Genomic DNA, 16,061 nt, shown 5'->3' with positions numbered 1-16,061 from the left:
TTCGCCGCGGTCCCCCCGGCCCGCCTGCGGGACGGGGGTACCGCGCGGTAGCATCGCTCCCGCCATGGAGATGAATGTGCGTTACACCAGTTTCGTCGCGGTCGGCGACTCCTTCACCGAGGGCATGTCGGACCTGCTCCCCGACGGCTCCTACCGGGGCTGGGCCGATCTGCTCGCCGACCGCCTCGCCGCCCGCGAGCCGGGCTTCCGCTACGCGAACCTCGCGGTCCGCGGCAAGCTGATCGGACAGATCGCCGGGGAGCAGGCGCCCGCGGCCGCGGAGATGGGCGCCGATCTGGTGACCCTGGTCGGCGGGCTCAACGACACCCTGCGCCCCAAGGTGGACATGGGCCGGGTGCGCGGGCACCTGGAGGAGGCCGTCGGCCTGCTGGCGCCCTCCTGCGGGACGCTGGTCCTGATGCGCTCGCCGGGCCGCAACGGACCCGTGATGGAACGTTTCCGTCCGCGCATGGAGGAGCTCTTCGTCATCATCGAGGAGCTCGCCGCGCGGCACGGCGCCCTCGTGGTCGACCTGTACGGGTCCGATGCGCTCGGCGATCCGCGGATGTGGGACGTGGACCGGCTGCACCTGACGGCCGAAGGTCACCGCAGGGTCGCGGAGGCGGTCTGGCAGACCCTGGGACTGCCGCCCGAGGCGGACTGGAACGCCGGGCTGCCGCCCGCCGTGCCCCCCGGCTGGACCGCGCGCCGCTCGCAGGACCTCAGCTTCGCCCGGCAGCACCTGCTGCCCTGGGTCGGCCGACGCCTGACGGGCCGCTCCAGCGGGGACGGCCGCCCCGCCAAGCGCCCGGAACTGCTGCCGTACGAGGCTCCGGCGGGCGACCGGCTCGTATAGCCCGCGGGGTGCCCGTGACCGCCCGGGGGTCGCCCCGGGTGGGCACGGGCCGCCCCCGCCCGCTCTCGTAGCAAGGCACAATCCGGGCCGGGTCCCCTACCTGCGTAAACGCACAGCCGAGGCCCAAGTAGAATCCCTACACGTGACTGCCAAGCCCCGCATCCCCAATGTCCTGGCCGGCCGCTACGCCTCCGCGGAGCTCGCCGTCCTGTGGTCCCCCGAGTACAAGGTGACGCTGGAGCGGCGGCTGTGGCTCGCCGTGCTCCGCGCCCAGAAGGATCTCGGCATCGAGGTCCCCGACGAGGCCCTCGCCGACTACGAGCGCGTCCTGGAGACCGTCGACCTCGCCTCCATCGCCGAGCGCGAGAAGATCACCCGGCACGACGTGAAGGCCCGCATCGAGGAGTTCAACGCCCTCGCCGGCCACGAGCACGTCCACAAGGGCATGACCTCCCGCGACCTCACCGAGAACGTCGAGCAGCTCCAGATCCGGCTCTCGCTGGAACTGGTCCGGGACCGCACGGTCGCCGTCCTCGCCCGCCTCGGCAAGCTGGCCGGCGAGCACGCCGAGCTGGTCATGGCCGGCCGCTCCCACAACGTCGCCGCTCAGGCGACCACCCTGGGCAAGCGCTTCGCCACCGCGGCCGACGAGCTGCTGGTCGCGTACGGCCGCCTGGACGACCTGCTGACCCGCTACCCGCTGCGCGGCATCAAGGGCCCGGTCGGCACCTCGCAGGACATGCTCGACCTGCTGGGCGGCGACGCCGCGAAGCTGGCCGACCTGGAGCAGCGGATCGCGGCCCACCTCGGCTTCGGCCAGGCCTTCACCTCGGTCGGCCAGGTCTACCCGCGCTCGCTCGACTACGACGTGGTCACCGCCCTGGTGCAGCTGGCCGCGGCACCGTCCTCCATCGCCAAGACGATCCGCCTGATGGCCGGCCACGAGCTGGTGACCGAGGGCTTCAAGCCCGGCCAGGTCGGCTCCTCCGCGATGCCGCACAAGATGAACACCCGCTCCTGCGAGCGCGTGAACGGCCTGATGGTCATCCTGCGCGGCTACGCGTCGATGACCGGCGAGCTGGCCGGCGACCAGTGGAACGAGGGCGACGTCTCCTGCTCCGTGGTCCGCCGGGTCGCGCTGCCCGACGCGTTCTTCGCTCTCGACGGCCTGATGGAGACCTTCCTGACGGTCCTCGACGAGTTCGGCGCCTTCCCGGCCGTCGTGGCCCGCGAGCTGGACCGCTACCTCCCCTTCCTCGCCACCACGAAGGTCCTGATGGGCGCCGTGCGGGCCGGGGTGGGCCGCGAGTCCGCCCACGAGGTCATCAAGGAGCACGCGGTGGCCTCCGCGCTCGCCATGCGCGAGCAGGGTGCCGAGCGCAACGAGCTGCTGGAGAAGCTGGCCGCCGACGAGCGCATGCCGCTCGACCGGGCCCAGCTGGACGCCCTGATGGCCGACAAGCTCTCCTTCACCGGCGCGGCGGGCGACCAGGTCGCCGCGGTGATCGCGCGCATCGAGGAGATCTCCAAGGAGCACCCCGAGGCCGCCGGCTACACCCCCGGGGCGATCCTCTGACCCCCGAAGAGCTGAACGCCGCCCGTGACCGCGTCCTCCCGGACGTGGTCGCGGGCGGTCTTCGTGTCCTCTTCTGCGGCATCAACCCGGGCCTCCTCTCCGCCGCGACGGGCCACCACTTCGCCCGCCCCGGCAACCGCTTCTGGCCGGTCCTGCACATGTCGGGCTTCACCCCGCGACTCCTCTCCCCCTCCGAGCAGGAGGAACTGCCGACCTACCGCCTCGGCATCACGAACGTCGTGGCCCGCGCCACGGCCCGCGCCGACGAGCTGAGCGCCGAGGAGTTCCGCGAGGGCGGCCGCATCCTGACGGCCAAGGTAGAGCTCCTGCGCCCCCAATGGCTGGCCGTGGTCGGAGTCACCGCCTACCGCACCGCCTTCGGCGACCGGAAGGCCCTGATCGGCCCCCAGGACCGGACCATCGGCGCCACGCGGATCTGGGCCCTGCCCAACCCCAGCGGCCTCAACGCCCGCTGGACCGCCGCCGCCATGGCCCAGGAGTACGGCCGCCTGCGCGCGGCCGCCGAGTCCGCCGATCCCGCCGGCGTCGATCCGTAGACCGCCCGGCCGCCCCGGCCGCCCCGCGACGGGCATCTATCATCCGGGGATGATCATCAAGCCGATCGAACTCGTGATATTCGACTGCGACGGGGTGCTCGTCGACAGCGAACGCATAGCCGCCCGTGTCCAGGTCGCCCTGGGCGGGGAGCTCGGCTGGCCGCTCACCGAGGCCGAGGTCATCGACCGGTTCATCGGACGCTCCTCCGCCTCCATCCGCGAACAGATCGCCGGCCGGCTCGGTCCCGAGGTGGCCGCCCACTGGTGGGACCGGTTCGAGCAACTCCACCGGGAGGCGGTGGACTCGGGGCTGTCCCCCGTGGAGGGTCTGCCCCAGGCGCTCGACGCGATCACCCTGCCGACGTGCGTCGCCTCCAGCGGCTCGCACGAGAAGATGCGGCACACCCTCGGCCGGACGGGCCTCTACGCACGCTTCGAGGGCCGCATCCACAGCGCCACCGAGGTCTCCCACGGCAAGCCCGCCCCGGACCTCTTCCTGTACGCCGCCCGGCGGATGGGCGTGGATCCCGCCGCCTGCGCGGTCGTCGAGGACAGCCGCCCCGGCGTCCAGGCGGCCCGCGCCGCCGGGATGCGGGCCTTCGGCTACGCCGGCGGGCTGACCCCCGCCGAGCAGCTCGAAGGTCCTGGGACCGTCGTCTTCGACGACATGCGCCAACTCCCCGCCCTCCTCACCGGCCACTGACCCCGCCGGGCGGCGGGGTCCGGACAGCCGCTCCGGCGTCAGGCGTCCCGCCGCCTCACCGACAGCCAGCCGCCGGCGAGGGCGGCCAGCGCCCACAGGGCGAGCACACCGAGCCCGGTCCAGGGGGCGAGGCCCACCGAGGTGTCCAGCCGCATCATCATCTGCCCCGCGCGGTCCGGCAGGTACCCGGCGACGCCTTCGGTGGCCTGGCCGATGACGAACGACAGGATCAGCACGAAGGGTATGAGCAGGCTCAGGACGGCCGAAGCACTGCGCAGCACGGCCGTCAGTCCGGCCGCCAGCAGGGCCATCAGCGCGAGGTACGCTCCGCAGCCGAAGATCGCGCGGTAGGTGCCCGGGCTGCCCAGTTCCAGGGTGTAGGGACCCATGAACGCCTGTCCGCCGACGAAGGCGGCCAGTCCGGTGAACTGTCCGACCACGAAGGCCAGTCCGCCCACCATGGCCATCTTCGACAGGTAGAGCCGCGTCCGGTCCGGCACCGCGGTCAGGGACGTGCGCAGGGCGCCGTTGTGGAATTCCGAGGACAGCGCGGTCGCACCGAAGGCGAAGGCCGCTATCTGGCCGAAGTTGAGGCCGTAGAAGGCCGCGAGGAGCGGATCCTCTCCCATGCTGCCGGCTTCCTCCGTGCCGATCATCGCCGCGGTCAGCATCTGGATGCCCACCGTGGCGACGAAGACGGCTATCAGCGCCCCGAAGGTGCCGCGAAGGGACCGTATCTTGATCCATTCCGAGTGCAGGACGGGGACGGTGGGCAGAGCGGTGCTCATGGGGAGGCCTCCTTGGAAGGGGTGGGTCAGTGGGTGGCGGCGAACTGGGCGCTGTCCGCGGTGAGATCGAGGTAGGCCTGCTCCAGGGAAGCCCGCTCGTCGATCAGTTCCAGCATCGGGATGCCTTCGCGGGCGGCGATGACGCCGAGCTGCTCGGCCTGCATGCCGTCCACGGTCCACCGCCCGCCCTCGGCGGTGACCAGCTCGAAGTCGTCCCGTGCCAGGGTGGCCCGGAGCCGGACGGGGTCCGTGGTGCGCAGCCGCACCCTCGGGGTGCTGCGGGAGTCGATGAACTCCTCTATGGAGGTGTCGGCCAGCAGCCTGCCCCGCCCCAGCACGATCAGGTGGTCGACGAGGGCCGCCGTCTCCGTCATCAGGTGGCTGGAGACGAGGACCGTGCGCCCCTCGGCGGCCAGGCCGCGCATGAGCTCGCGGATCCAGATGATGCCCTCGGGGTCGAGCCCGTTGGTGGGCTCGTCCAGGAGGAGCACTTCCGGGTCTCCGAGCAGCGCGGCCGCTATGCCGAGGCGCTGACGCATGCCCAGGGAGAAGGTCTTGATCCGCCGCTTGGCCGCCGAGGCGATCCCCGACTGCTCCAGGACCGCTTCCACCCGGCTCATCGGGATGCGGTTGGCCGCGGCGAGGAAACGCAGGTGGTCCCGGGCGGTGCGGCCGCCGTGCGCCGACTGTGCGTCCAGCAGGGCCCCGACCGTGTGGAGGGGGTCGGAAAGGTCGGTGAACCGCCGGCCGCCGATGGTGGCCGTGCCGGAGGTGATCCGGTCCAGGCCCAGCAGCAGCCTCATCGTGGTCGACTTCCCGGCCCCGTTGGGCCCGAGGAAGCCGGTGACACGGCCGGGCATGACATCGAAGGTGAGGTGGTCCACGGCCCTGGTCCGGCCGAATTCCTTGGTCAGTTCTCGGATCTCGATGCTGTTCATGTCTCAAGGTTCGCCGCCGGCCCCACCCCTCTTCCTCCCCCATGCGAGGGTTCCTTCTCCCCCACGTGGGGGAGGAGGCGCACCGCCCCGAACTGCGACGATGTGGGGATGCACCGATTGTTCCGCGCCGCGCTGCGCCCAGTGACCTACTCGCGCTGGGTGCATCTGTGCGTGCCCATCCTGATGTTGGCCGTCTGGATGTTCATCGAGCCCGAGGCTCCGTGGGTACCGCTCGTCCTCGTGATACCGCTGGGACTGCTCCCCTGGATGCGGGTGGCCGAAGGACTCCAGGCGCAGTTCCTCCTCACTCCCTCCGAGCGCAACGCCCGAGGTACGCAGGAGGCCGAGGAGATCAGCTTCAGCACCGTCGGGTCCCAGACGTGGACCGACCGCTGGCGGACCTTGCTGTGGCTGGAGATACGACTCGTCGTCTCCCTCGCCACGATGATGGCCACGGTGTGGCTGCCGATGCTGACGCTCCAACTGGTCACGGCCGGACTCGGCAGCAGGGTCAGCTCCGAGAACGTGATACCCGCCGGATTCCCGGTCTGGGCTGCGTGGGCGCTGGCTCCGGTGCCGCCGGTCCTCCTGATCGTCGTCGTGGTCCTGCTCGGCGACATGATCACGGCCATCGCCCGCCGTCTGCTGGGGCCTTCGGCCGCGGAGCGGCTCACCGCCCTGGAGGTGCGCACCGAGCAGCTGTTGGAGCGCACCCGCATCGCGCGGGAACTGCACGACTCCATCGGACACGCCCTGACGGTGGCCGTCGTCCAGGCGGGGGCCGCACGGGCGGCGGGCGATCCGGAGTTCACGGACCGCGCGCTGAGCGCGATCGAGGAGACGGGCCGGGCCGCGCTGGAGGACCTGGACCGGGTGCTGCGCGTCCTGCGCGAGTCCGGCCAGCGGCCCTCCCAGCGGCCGACCCTGGTGGAGGCCGACCGGCTGTTCGAGTCCGCGCGCGCCTCGGGCGCCACCGTCGACGCGCAACTGGTCGGCCCGCTCGACCAGTTGCCCGACCCCGTGAGCCAGGAGGGGTACCGGATCCTGCAGGAGGCGCTGACCAATGTGCTGCGGCACTGCGGTCCCGTGCCGGTACGGGTGCGGATCGGCATGGTCGCCGACCGGCTGGACCTGGAGGTGACCAATCCGCTGCCGGACCGGCCCTCCGTCATGACCGGCGGCGGCACTGGACTGCGCGGGATGCGGGAGCGGGCCGCCCTGCTCGGCGGGGACACCGAGACCGGGCCGTACAAGGGGGGTTGGAGGGTGCGCACGCGGCTGCCGCTGGAGCGAATACGCTGACCGGATGCCGGTTACCGTACTGCTCGTCGACGACGAACCCCTGGTGCGCGCGGGTCTGCGCGCCGTCCTGGACGCCCAGCCCGACATCGAGGTGATCGGCGAGGCCGCCGACGGCGCCGCGGTGGTCCCGCTCGTGCGGCAACTGCGCCCCGACGTCGTGGCGATGGACGTGCGGATGCCGCTGCTCGACGGGATCGAGGCGACCCGTGCGGTCCTGCGGAGCGTGGACTCGCCGCCGAAGATCCTCGTGGTCACCACCTTCGAGAACGACGAGTACGTCTACCAGGCGCTGCGGGCCGGCGCGGACGGGTTCCTGCTGAAGCGGGCCCGTCCGTCGGAGATCGTGCACGCGGTCCGGCTGGTGGCGGAGGGCGAGACGCTGCTCTTCCCCTCGGCGGTCCGCTCGCTGGCCGCCGAGTACGGGAACCGGCAGGCGCGGACGGTACTGGAGCGGGCGGCACTGACCGAGCGCGAGGAGGCCGTGCTCCGGCTGATGGCCAAGGGGCTGACCAACATCGAGATCGCCCGCGAGCTGATCGTGGGCACCGAGACGGTGAAGTCCCACGTCAGCGCGATCCTGGCGAAGCTGGGGGCGCGCGACCGGACCCAGGCCGTCATCACCGCGTACGAGTCCGGGTTCGTCGCTCCGGCATGACCGACCCCCGAGGGGAAGGGCTGATTCCGGCCGATGGGGGGCCGCTTCTCGCCGCCGCGGCCGGTGCGCAGTACGATCCGGCTGACACGCTCGCTAGCTGGGAGGACACACGTTGGGGCAGCTGACCGGCGGGGACCCCTCTCTGCTGCGGCGGATCAACTCCGCCGTGGTGCTGCGGGCCCTGCGTGCGGCCGAATCGCCGACGCTCACTGACCTCACCCGGGTCACCGGGCTCTCGCGGCCCACCGTCGAGGGGGTCGTCGAAGGACTCATCGGGACGGGCCTGGTCGTCGAGGCGGGCGCGGAGGAGGGTGCGCGGCGCCAGGGACGCCCGGCCAGACGGTTCCGTTTCCGCGCGGAGGCGGGGCACCTGCTCGGTGTGGAGATCGGCGCGCACCGGATCGCGGTGCTGCTGTCAGGTCTGGACGGCCGGGTCATCGGCGCCGGCACCAAGGAGGTCGCCGAGACGGCCTCCGCCGACGAACGGATCGAACGGGTCCGCAGTGCGGTGGCCGACCTGCTGCGTCGTGCCGGGGTCCCCCGGGACTCCCTGCGGGCGGTCGGCGTCGGCAGCCCCGGGATCGTGGAGGCCGACGGCACGGTCCGCCTCGGCACGGCCCTGCCCGGCTGGACCGGGCTCCCGCTCGGGGAACGGCTCCGCCGCTCGTTCCGCTGCCCGGTGCAGGTGGAGAACGACGCCAACGCCGCGGCCGTCGCCGAGCACTGGAAGGGCGCCGCGACCGACACCGACGACATGGTCTTCGTGATGGCCGGGCTCAGCCCCGGAGCGGGCTCCCTGATCGGGGGCCGGCTGCACCGCGGCTTCGGCGGGGCGGCCGGGGAGATCGGCGCACTGCACCTGCTGGGACGTGAGGTCACGCCCGAGAAGCTGCTGTCGACGACCGGCGAACCCCTGCACCCGCTGGACGAGCGCGCGGTGGCGGAGGTCTTCGCGATGGCCAAGCGCGGGGACGTGGGAGCGGTGGCCGCGGTGGAGCGGTTCATCCAGCGCCTGGTCCACGACGTGGCCGCGCTGGTCCTGGCGATGGATCCGGAGCTGGTCGTGGTCGGCGGCTGGGCGGCCGGACTGGACGGGGTACTGGATCCCCTCCGCCGGGAGCTGGAGCGCTACTGCCTGCGCCCGCCGCGCGTGGCGCTGTCCCTGCTGGGCGAGGCGGCGGTGGCCACGGGAGCGTTGCGGTTGGCGCTGGACCACGTGGAGGAAGAACTGTTCGCGGTGGAGAAGACGGTCACCGCCCGGCGCCGCTGATTTCCTCCGGGGCGGCGCGGTTCCCCTCCTGGGGCGCTACGGATACCGGTCCGCGCAGCCGCCGGCGCCGCCGCCTCCGGGGCTGCGGACCACGCACGCACGCGAGCGGGGCCGCCACGATGTGGCGGCCCCGCTCGGCAGGTGGTGGGCACGCGGTCAGGAAGCGACCCGCGTGTCGTGGGTGATCTGCACATCGCCCGAGTCGCCGAAGGTCAGCCGGCAGGTGTCCGCCCGGTAGGTGGCCACCGAGACGGCCGCCGTGCCCGCCACCGTGAAGTAGCGGGTGGTGACCAGCAGGACCGGGGCGCCGGGCAGGCGGTCCAGTTCCTTCGCGTCCTCGGGGCGGGCGGAGCCGAGCTCCACCGAGCGGTCCTGTCCGTCGAGGGCCAGCTTCTGCAGCTCGCGCATGACGGCGCGGGCACGCGCCGGACCGGCCGGGGCGTCGATCGCGGAGAGGCCGGGCACCGAGGAGGCAGGCACGTACAGCAGCTCGGCGGCGAGGACCTGGCCGTGCTCGACGCGGCTGCGGCGTACCGCGAGCACCATCTCGCCGGGGGCGGTCCCGAGGAGCTTCAGGAGGGCGGGGGACAGCACGGCCTCCTCCGCCGCGTCCACGGGCTCCCACCCGTCGACGCTCTCGCCGGGCCAGCTGTGCTGCGCGCCGCCGACGTCGACGCCGACGCGCGGCGGGGCGACGGTGGTGCCGACGCCCCGGCGGCGCTGGAGGCGGCCTTCGAGCTCGAGCTGCTCCAGGGCCTGGCGCAGGGTCGCCCGGGCGACACCGAAGCGGGCGGCGAGCTCGCGCTCGTTCGGCAGGATCTCGCCCACGGCGAAGTCCTGGTCGAGCGCCTCACTGAGGACGGTCTTGAGGTGCAAGTACTTCGGCTCCGGCACCGATTCGAGCTGCATGGTCCCCACCCTGACTCCTCCTGCAATCGCCGCACTCGCCGTGTTCCAGCGTGAGTTCCGCGCCTTTGTTTATTAAAGGTTCCTGCACTATGCCTGCGACGATAGGACGGCGCACCCCCTTGGTCAAGACCAATGCTCACCGCTTTACCGGGCAGATCGGGCATATGCATCAAGCTGTTCACGGGATGTTCGCGAGGACCGCAAAGGACGCTGCGAAAGCCGAAGTCCTGCCCCCTGGGGCTACCGGGCGGTAACCAGTCGGGAGACACTACTGACAAGCCGTCTCACACGGCCGCCGAAGCCGCCCGACCCCCGACGAGGAGCAGCATGACCGCCACGGTCTCCTTCACGATCGATTCGCCGCTGGGCCCCCGCACCACCACCGCCGCCTACGAGCGCAAGGGCGCGGGCGAGCCGCTCCTGCTGCTCCACGGCATCGGCCACCACCTCCAGGCCTGGCGCCCGGTGACCGGCGTCCTGGCCGCCGAGTACGACGTGATCGCCGTCGACCTGCCCGGCTTCGGCGCCTCGGAGCCGCTGCCGCACGGGGTTCCGTACGATCTGGGCACCATCGCCCCGGCGCTCGGCGCGCTCTGCACGGCGCTCGGGATCGAGCGGCCGCACGTCGCGGGGAACTCCCTCGGCGGGCTGCTCGCCCTGGAGATGGGGCGCGTCGGCCTGGCGCGCTCGGTCACCGCCCTCTCCCCCGCCGGATTCTGGTCGGAGGGGGAACGCCGCTACGCCTTCACCGCACTGCGCGCGATGCGCGCCGGCGCCGGCGCACTGCCACACTCCGCCGTGGAACGGCTCGCCCGCAGCTCCGCCGGACGCGCCGCGCTCACCGGCAGCATCTACGCGCGACCTGGACGGCGCTCGCCCGATTCCGTGGTCGCCGAGACCGTCGCCCTGCGCGAGGCCACCGGGTTCGAGCAGACCCTGGCCGCGGGCGGCTCCGTACGGTTCACCGCGGATGTCCCCGGTCTGCCCGTCACCATCGCCTGGGGCAGTCGCGACCGGCTGCTCCTGCGCCGCCAGGGCGTCCGCGCCAAGCACACCATCCCCGGCGCGCGCCTCGTCAGGCTCCCCGGCTGCGGCCACGTGCCCATGAACGACGACCCGGCCCTGGTCGCCCGCGTCATCCTGGACACAACCAAGCTCGCCCGATGAGGTGTTGACGGGGCGTCGGCCGTGCGCACCAGTGTTCACGCATGGTTCGCGTGCACGACGCGGGCGGTCCGGTGTGCGGCCGGTGTACGGCGGCACACTGGTCCGGCCCGTCCCCGCCGGCCTCTGGAGACGCACCGATGGCACCTCTGCCGCACACCCGACGCTCCCTGCTCGGCGGTTCCCTCGCCGTTCCGGTGGGCCTCGCCCTGTCCAGCGCCCTCACGGGTGCCCTCGCCACGCCCGCCCACGCGGCGGTGCCCGCCTTCGTCCGCTCGGACCGCCCGAACGCCTTCTGGGGGGTCCAGTCCGGCGAGATCACCGCCCACTCGGCCACCGTCTGGACGCGTTCCGACCGGCCCGCGCGGATGTACGTCGAGACCTCCCCGAGCGAGTCGTTCCGCTACGCCGTGCGCCGCCACCGCGGCCCGCTGCTCGGCCCGGACACCGATTTCACCGGCACCACGACCCTGCGCGAGCTCCCGCCCGGACAGCAGATCCACTACCGGGTGCTCCTCGCCGACCCCGACGACCCGCGCCGCAGCGGCGAGCCGGTCCACGGCACCTTCCGGACCGCCCCCGCCTCCCGCCGACGCGACGTGCGCTTCCTGTGGTCCGGGGACCTCGCCGGCCAGGGCTGGGGGATCAACCCGGAGCTCGGCGGCTACCGCGTCTTCGACGAGATGCGGCAGCGGGACCCCGACTTCTTCCTCTTCAGCGGGGACACCATCTACGCCGACGGGCCGATCCAGGCCTCCGTACCGCTGCGCGACGGAACCCTGTGGCACAACGTGACCACGGAGGAGAAGGCGAAGGTCGCCGAGACCCTCGCCGAGTTCCGGGGCACCTTCCGCTACAACCTGCTCGACCGCAACCTGCGCGATTTCAACGCCCAGGTGCCGGTCCTCGCCCAGTGGGACGACCACGAGGTGCGCAACAACTGGTACCCCGGGCAGATCCTCGACGATCCCCGCTACACCGTGAAGGACGTCGACACCCTGGCCGGCCGGGCCCGCCGGGCCTTCGGCGAGTACTTCCCGGTCACCGACCTGCGCGGAGGCCGCGCCGAGGGGCGGATGTACCGGGTGATGCGCCACGGGCCGCTGCTCGACGTGTTCGTCCTCGACATGCGCACCCACCGCGACCCGAACTCCCCGGGCCGCCAGACCGACGACCCCATCGGCATCCTCGGCCCCGAGCAGCTGGCCTGGATCAAGCGCGAGCTGTCGCGCTCCCGCGCCACCTGGAAGGTGATCGCCGCCGACATGCCGCTGGGCATCGTGGTGGCCGACGGGGCCGCGAACTTCGAGGCCGTCGCCCAGGGCGACCCCGGCGCGCCGCTCGGACGCGAACTGCAGATCGCCGAGCTGCTGCGCCACATCAAGCACCAGCGCATCACCGGCACCCTCTGGCTCACCGCCGACGTCCACTACACGGCCGCGAACCACTACGCGCCCGAGCGGGCCGCCTTCAGCGACTTCGCGCCCTTCTGGGAGTTCGTCTCGGGCCCCATCGGCGCGGGCGGGTTCCCCTCCGGCCGGCTGGACGCCACCTTCGGCCCGGAGATGGCGTACGTCCAGTCCGCGCCCTTCGCCAACATGTCCCCGTCCGAGAACCCCCCGTACTACGGGGAGGTCGAGATCGACGGGGAGGGCGGCGAGCTCACCGTCCGGCTGCGCCGTCAGGGAGGCGGCGTACTGTTCACGCGGACCCTGCAGCCCGGACGGGTGGGACAGTAGGGTCCGATACCTGAAATCGGCCGGAAAACAGGGCGAAATCGGCCAGATGGATCCTTAACCAGTCGGTCACAGATCGTTCGTGATCACGCAACACCCCTGCGTCACAGTGGTCTGCATGACTGAGCCCATTCCTGCCTCTGCCCACCGTCCCCACCGCCACCACTGGCGCCGCGACGTCGTCGAACTCGCCGCTCTCTTCTGCGCCGTCGCGGTCGCCGACGCCATCGCCAATCTCGTCGTGCACGGTCCCCGCGGCCCGGTGCTGCTCGTCGCCTCGGCCGTCGCACTCCTGGTCACGGCGGCGTTCCACACCTGGTGGGCACGCCGCCACAGCCATGCGCCGCCTCCCACGGACACCGCGCTCCCGGACCCGGCAGCCACAGGTACGGGTGCCGGGGCGGTCGCGGAGGCGGCCCGCGCATCCGGTACGGACACCCCGCTGACCTCCGCCCTGTGGCGGATGCGGACGACCGTGCGCGACGAGCCCGGCAGCCTCGCCGCGCTCTGCACCGCCCTCGCCCGCAGCGGGGTCGACATCCTGACCCTGCAGACGCACCCCCTCCCCGAGGGCGGCACGGTGGACGAGTTCCTGCTGCGCGCCCCGCAGCAGCTTCCCTCCGCCGACCTCACCCGGGCCATCGCCGGCGCGGGCGGCCACAGCACCTGGATCGAGCGCGCCGACGCCCACGACCTGGTCGACACCCCGACCCGCGTCCTGGGACTGGCCACCCGCACCGCACTGGACGCCGCCGAGCTGCCGCTCGCCCTGCGCCAGCTGCTCGGCCGGTGCACCATCCACTCGATCCCGGCGACCACCCTCTCCGGGCGCCCCAACGCCGGCGCCGACGCGCCCGTCGAGGGCGTCCTGGAGGCCACGGTCATGCGGCTGCGCGACCCGTCCGGCGGTGCCATCACCATCGAGCGGCCCTACCTGCCCTTCACCCCGACCGAGTTCGCCCGCGCCCGCGCGCTCGTGGAGCTGGACGCCCGGCTCGGGCCGCGGGTCCCGCGCAGCCGGGACGTACTGACCCTCCCCGAGGGCAACGAGATCACCGTCCGCCGCGCCGACGGCTCCGACCTGCCCGCGGCCCGCGCCATGCACGACCGCTGCTCGGAGCGCACCCTCGGCCTGCGCTACCACGGCCCCGTCGCCGACGCCGACCGCTACCTCGGCCACCTGCTGAGCCCGCGCTTCGGCCGCACCCTCGCGGCGACCACCGCCTCCGGCAAGCTCGTGGCCCTCGGCCACCTGCTCTGGGACGGCGACGAGACCGAGGTGGCGCTGCTCATCGAGGACGACTGGCAGCGCCGCGGCATCGGCTCCGAGCTGCTGGGCCGGCTGATCGGGATGGCCGTCGAGGCCGGATGCGACAGCGTGTACGCCGTCACCCAGGCCCAGAACACCGGCATGGTCGCCGCCATGCGCGGCCTCGGCCTCCCCCTCGACTACCAGATCGAGGAGGGCACCCTGGTGATCACGGCCCGGCTGGACGCGACCCCGGTCAGCTCCCGGCTGCCGTACGAGCTCCCGGGCGAATCCCGCGGCCTGCCCCGCGGCCGGCAGTGAGCCGGAGCCACTCGATCCGGCCAAGCCCGGAGCGGCCCGGCGGCGCTGCTCCCCGCGCAGGTGAGCCCGTACCGCCGTGAGCTTGCGGGCCTCCGCCGCCCCTGCGCCGGCCTGCTGACGATCTTCACGTCGGCAGGCCGGCGATCTTCATGTCAGCCGCCCGGCGATCGCCGTGTCAGCAGGCTGGCGATCTTTGGTGATGACGCGGACCCGTCCCGCATACGAAGATGTCCACATGTCAGACATCATCACCAGTGACAGCGCCGCACGGCTGCCCCGACAGGTCGCCGATGCCTACGTCGACGACCTCATCGCCATCGACCCGATCACGGGCACCTATCTCGGTGTCGCCGCGAGCTCCGGCAAGCTCCCGGACCTCTCCCCCGCCGGCCGCGCGGCGGCCGCCGAACTCTCCCGCACCACCCTCGCGAAGCTCGACGCCGCCGAGCTCCTGCCCGGCGCCGACAGCGACGTCGAGCGCCGCTGCGCCCGGCTGCTGCGCGAGCGGCTCACCGCCGAGCTCGCCGTTCACGAAGCCGACGAGGACCTGCGCGCGGTCAGCAACATCCACTCCCCCGCGCACTCGGTCCGCGAGGTCTTCTCCCTGACCCCGGCCGAGACCGACGAGGACTGGGCCGCGATCGCCGAGCGGCTGCGCGCCGTACCCGTCGCGTACGCGGGCTACCGCGAGTGCCTCGCGCTCGGCCTGGACCGCGGCCTGTTCGGCAGCCCGCGCCCCACCGCCACCTTCATCGAGCAGCTCACCGCCTGGGCCGGCGAGCCCTCCGATGAAGCTGACGCCGAGGGCGGGGCCGGCTTCTTCGCCGAGTTCGCCGCCGCCGGCCCCGAGGCGCTGCGCGCCGAGCTCGACGAGGCCGCCGCCGCCGCGACCGCCGCCGTCGTGGAACTGCGCGACTGGATGCGGGACGTGTACGCCCCCGCCGTCGAGGGCAAGCCCGACCCGGTGGGCCGCGAGCGCTACGCCCGCTGGTCGCGCTACTTCAACGGCACCGACCTGGACCTCGACGAGGCGTACGCCTACGGCTGGTCGGAGTACCACCGGCTGCTGGCGGAGATGAAGACGGAAGCCGCCAAGATCCTGCCGGACGCCGGTCCCTGGGAGGTGCTCAAGCACCTGGACGAGCACGGCACCCACATCGAGGGCGTGGACGAGGTCCAGGCCTGGCTGCAGGGCCTGATGGACGAGGCCATCGAGAACCTCGACGGCACGCACTTCGAACTCGCCGAGCGGGTCAAGCGGGTGGAGTCGCGGATCGCCCCTCCGGGCGGCGCCGCGGCCCCGTACTACACGAACCCGTCCGAGGACTTCTCCCGTCCGGGCCGCACCTGGCTGCCGACGATGGGGCAGACCCGTTTCCCCGTCTACGACCTGGTCTCCACCTGGTACCACGAGGGCGTTCCGGGCCACCACCTCCAGCTGGCGCAGTGGACGCACGTGGCGGACCAGCTCTCCCGCTACCAGGCCAGCGTCGGTCTCGTCAGCGCCAACGCCGAGGGCTGGGCGCTGTACGCGGAGCGGCTCATGGACGAGCTGGGCTACCTCAAGGACGCCGAGCAGCGCCTCGGCTACCTGGACTGCCAGATGATGCGCGCCGCGCGGGTCATCGTGGACATCGGCATGCACCTGGGTCTGGAGATCCCGGCGGATTCGCCGTTCCACCCGGGCGAGCGCTGGACGGTGGACCTGGCGCAGGAGTTCTTCGGCCTGCACAGCGGCCGGCCGGGCGACTTCGTCGAGAGCGAGCTGACCCGCTACCTGTCGATGCCCGGCCAGGCGATCGGCTACAAGCTGGGCGAGCGCGCCTGGCTGCTGGGCCGTGACAACGCGCGTGCCGCGCACGGTGATTCCTTCGACCTGAAGGCCTGGCACATGGCGGCACTGTCCCAGGGCTCGCTGGGCCTGGACGACCTGGTGGACGAGCTGTCGAAGCTCTGACCGCCGGGACCGCCCCACGGACGGACGGGCCGGCTCCCTCGCGGGGGCCGGCCCGTCCGTCCGTGCGCGCGGAGGGCCGC

General features: G+C 72.7%; 14 protein-coding genes. 11 read left to right on the top strand and 3 right to left on the bottom strand.

The window, feature by feature from the left end:
* Positions 1 to 64: 64 nt before the first annotated feature.
* The 4 genes from OG898_RS25760 (at position 65) to OG898_RS25745 (ending at position 3,692) form a co-directional block, all read left to right on the top strand.
* A complete protein-coding gene (locus OG898_RS25760) occupies positions 65 to 856 on the top strand; it encodes an SGNH/GDSL hydrolase family protein (protein WP_250740189.1) in 792 nt (263 codons plus the stop codon).
* Between the two features lie 142 nt (positions 857 to 998).
* Entirely contained in the window at positions 999 to 2,432 is a 1,434-nt protein-coding gene (gene purB, locus OG898_RS25755) for an adenylosuccinate lyase (protein ID WP_266959472.1), read from the top strand.
* Entirely contained in the window at positions 2,429 to 2,989 is a 561-nt protein-coding gene (gene mug / locus OG898_RS25750; RefSeq protein ID WP_266960445.1) for a G/U mismatch-specific DNA glycosylase, read from the top strand. The genes purB and mug overlap by 4 nt, the downstream gene beginning before the upstream one ends.
* Before the next feature lie 52 nt (positions 2,990 to 3,041).
* Positions 3,042 to 3,692 carry an HAD family phosphatase gene (locus OG898_RS25745; RefSeq protein WP_266960443.1) on the top strand — a complete coding sequence of 217 codons (651 nt, stop codon included), beginning with the start codon at positions 3,042 to 3,044 and terminating at the stop codon, positions 3,690 to 3,692.
* A gap of 38 nt (positions 3,693 to 3,730) precedes the next feature.
* Here OG898_RS25745 and OG898_RS25740 read toward each other — a convergent pair whose 3' ends face one another.
* Both OG898_RS25740 and OG898_RS25735 read right to left on the bottom strand, forming a co-directional pair.
* Positions 3,731 to 4,480, bottom strand: a complete 750-nt coding sequence (locus OG898_RS25740) for an ABC transporter permease subunit (protein ID WP_250740191.1) — start codon at positions 4,478 to 4,480, stop codon at positions 3,731 to 3,733.
* Between the two features lie 26 nt (positions 4,481 to 4,506).
* Positions 4,507 to 5,418 (bottom strand): ABC transporter ATP-binding protein, encoded by a 912-nt coding sequence (locus OG898_RS25735; protein WP_250740192.1) that lies wholly within the window; start codon positions 5,416 to 5,418, stop codon positions 4,507 to 4,509.
* Positions 5,419 to 5,526: 108 nt separating this feature from the next.
* Between OG898_RS25735 and OG898_RS25730 the strand changes: the two genes are divergently transcribed.
* From OG898_RS25730 to OG898_RS25720, 3 genes are all read left to right on the top strand, one after another.
* Positions 5,527 to 6,720, top strand: coding sequence for a sensor histidine kinase (locus OG898_RS25730; protein ID WP_266959469.1), 1,194 nt, complete (start codon positions 5,527 to 5,529; stop codon positions 6,718 to 6,720).
* A gap of 4 nt (positions 6,721 to 6,724) precedes the next feature.
* The gene (locus OG898_RS25725) at positions 6,725 to 7,375 is read left to right on the top strand and encodes a response regulator transcription factor (protein ID WP_250740194.1); all 651 of its coding nucleotides are present in this window, start codon (positions 6,725 to 6,727) and stop codon (positions 7,373 to 7,375) included.
* A 112-nt stretch (positions 7,376 to 7,487) separates the two neighbouring features.
* The gene (locus tag OG898_RS25720; RefSeq protein ID WP_250740195.1) at positions 7,488 to 8,645 is read left to right on the top strand and encodes an ROK family transcriptional regulator; all 1,158 of its coding nucleotides are present in this window, start codon (positions 7,488 to 7,490) and stop codon (positions 8,643 to 8,645) included.
* A 156-nt stretch (positions 8,646 to 8,801) separates the two neighbouring features.
* Here the strand turns inward: OG898_RS25720 and OG898_RS25715 are convergent, their stop codons facing one another.
* On the bottom strand, positions 8,802 to 9,563 hold the full coding sequence (locus tag OG898_RS25715; protein WP_250740196.1) for a GntR family transcriptional regulator: 762 nt from the start codon (positions 9,561 to 9,563) through the stop codon (positions 8,802 to 8,804).
* Positions 9,564 to 9,881: 318 nt separating this feature from the next.
* Between OG898_RS25715 and OG898_RS25710 the strand changes: the two genes are divergently transcribed.
* The 4 genes from OG898_RS25710 (at position 9,882) to OG898_RS25695 (ending at position 15,981) form a co-directional block, all read left to right on the top strand.
* Positions 9,882 to 10,721: an alpha/beta fold hydrolase gene (locus OG898_RS25710; protein WP_250740197.1), complete on the top strand. Its 840-nt coding sequence runs from the start codon at positions 9,882 to 9,884 to the stop codon at positions 10,719 to 10,721.
* 137 nt (positions 10,722 to 10,858) lie between these two features.
* On the top strand, positions 10,859 to 12,457 hold the full coding sequence (locus OG898_RS25705; protein WP_266959466.1) for an alkaline phosphatase: 1,599 nt from the start codon (positions 10,859 to 10,861) through the stop codon (positions 12,455 to 12,457).
* Between the two features lie 115 nt (positions 12,458 to 12,572).
* The gene (locus OG898_RS25700; protein WP_250740199.1) at positions 12,573 to 14,024 is read left to right on the top strand and encodes a GNAT family N-acetyltransferase; all 1,452 of its coding nucleotides are present in this window, start codon (positions 12,573 to 12,575) and stop codon (positions 14,022 to 14,024) included.
* A 235-nt stretch (positions 14,025 to 14,259) separates the two neighbouring features.
* The gene (locus tag OG898_RS25695) at positions 14,260 to 15,981 is read left to right on the top strand and encodes a DUF885 domain-containing protein (RefSeq protein ID WP_266959463.1); all 1,722 of its coding nucleotides are present in this window, start codon (positions 14,260 to 14,262) and stop codon (positions 15,979 to 15,981) included.
* Positions 15,982 to 16,061 lie beyond the last annotated feature (80 nt).

Origin of the sequence: Streptomyces sp. NBC_00193 (assembly GCF_026342735.1) — a bacterium.
Taxonomy (GTDB): Bacteria; Actinomycetota; Actinomycetes; order Streptomycetales; family Streptomycetaceae; genus Streptomyces; species Streptomyces stoeckheimensis.
Note: the sequence above shows the minus strand (reverse complement) of the source record. Positions and strands in the feature narration are given on the sequence as shown.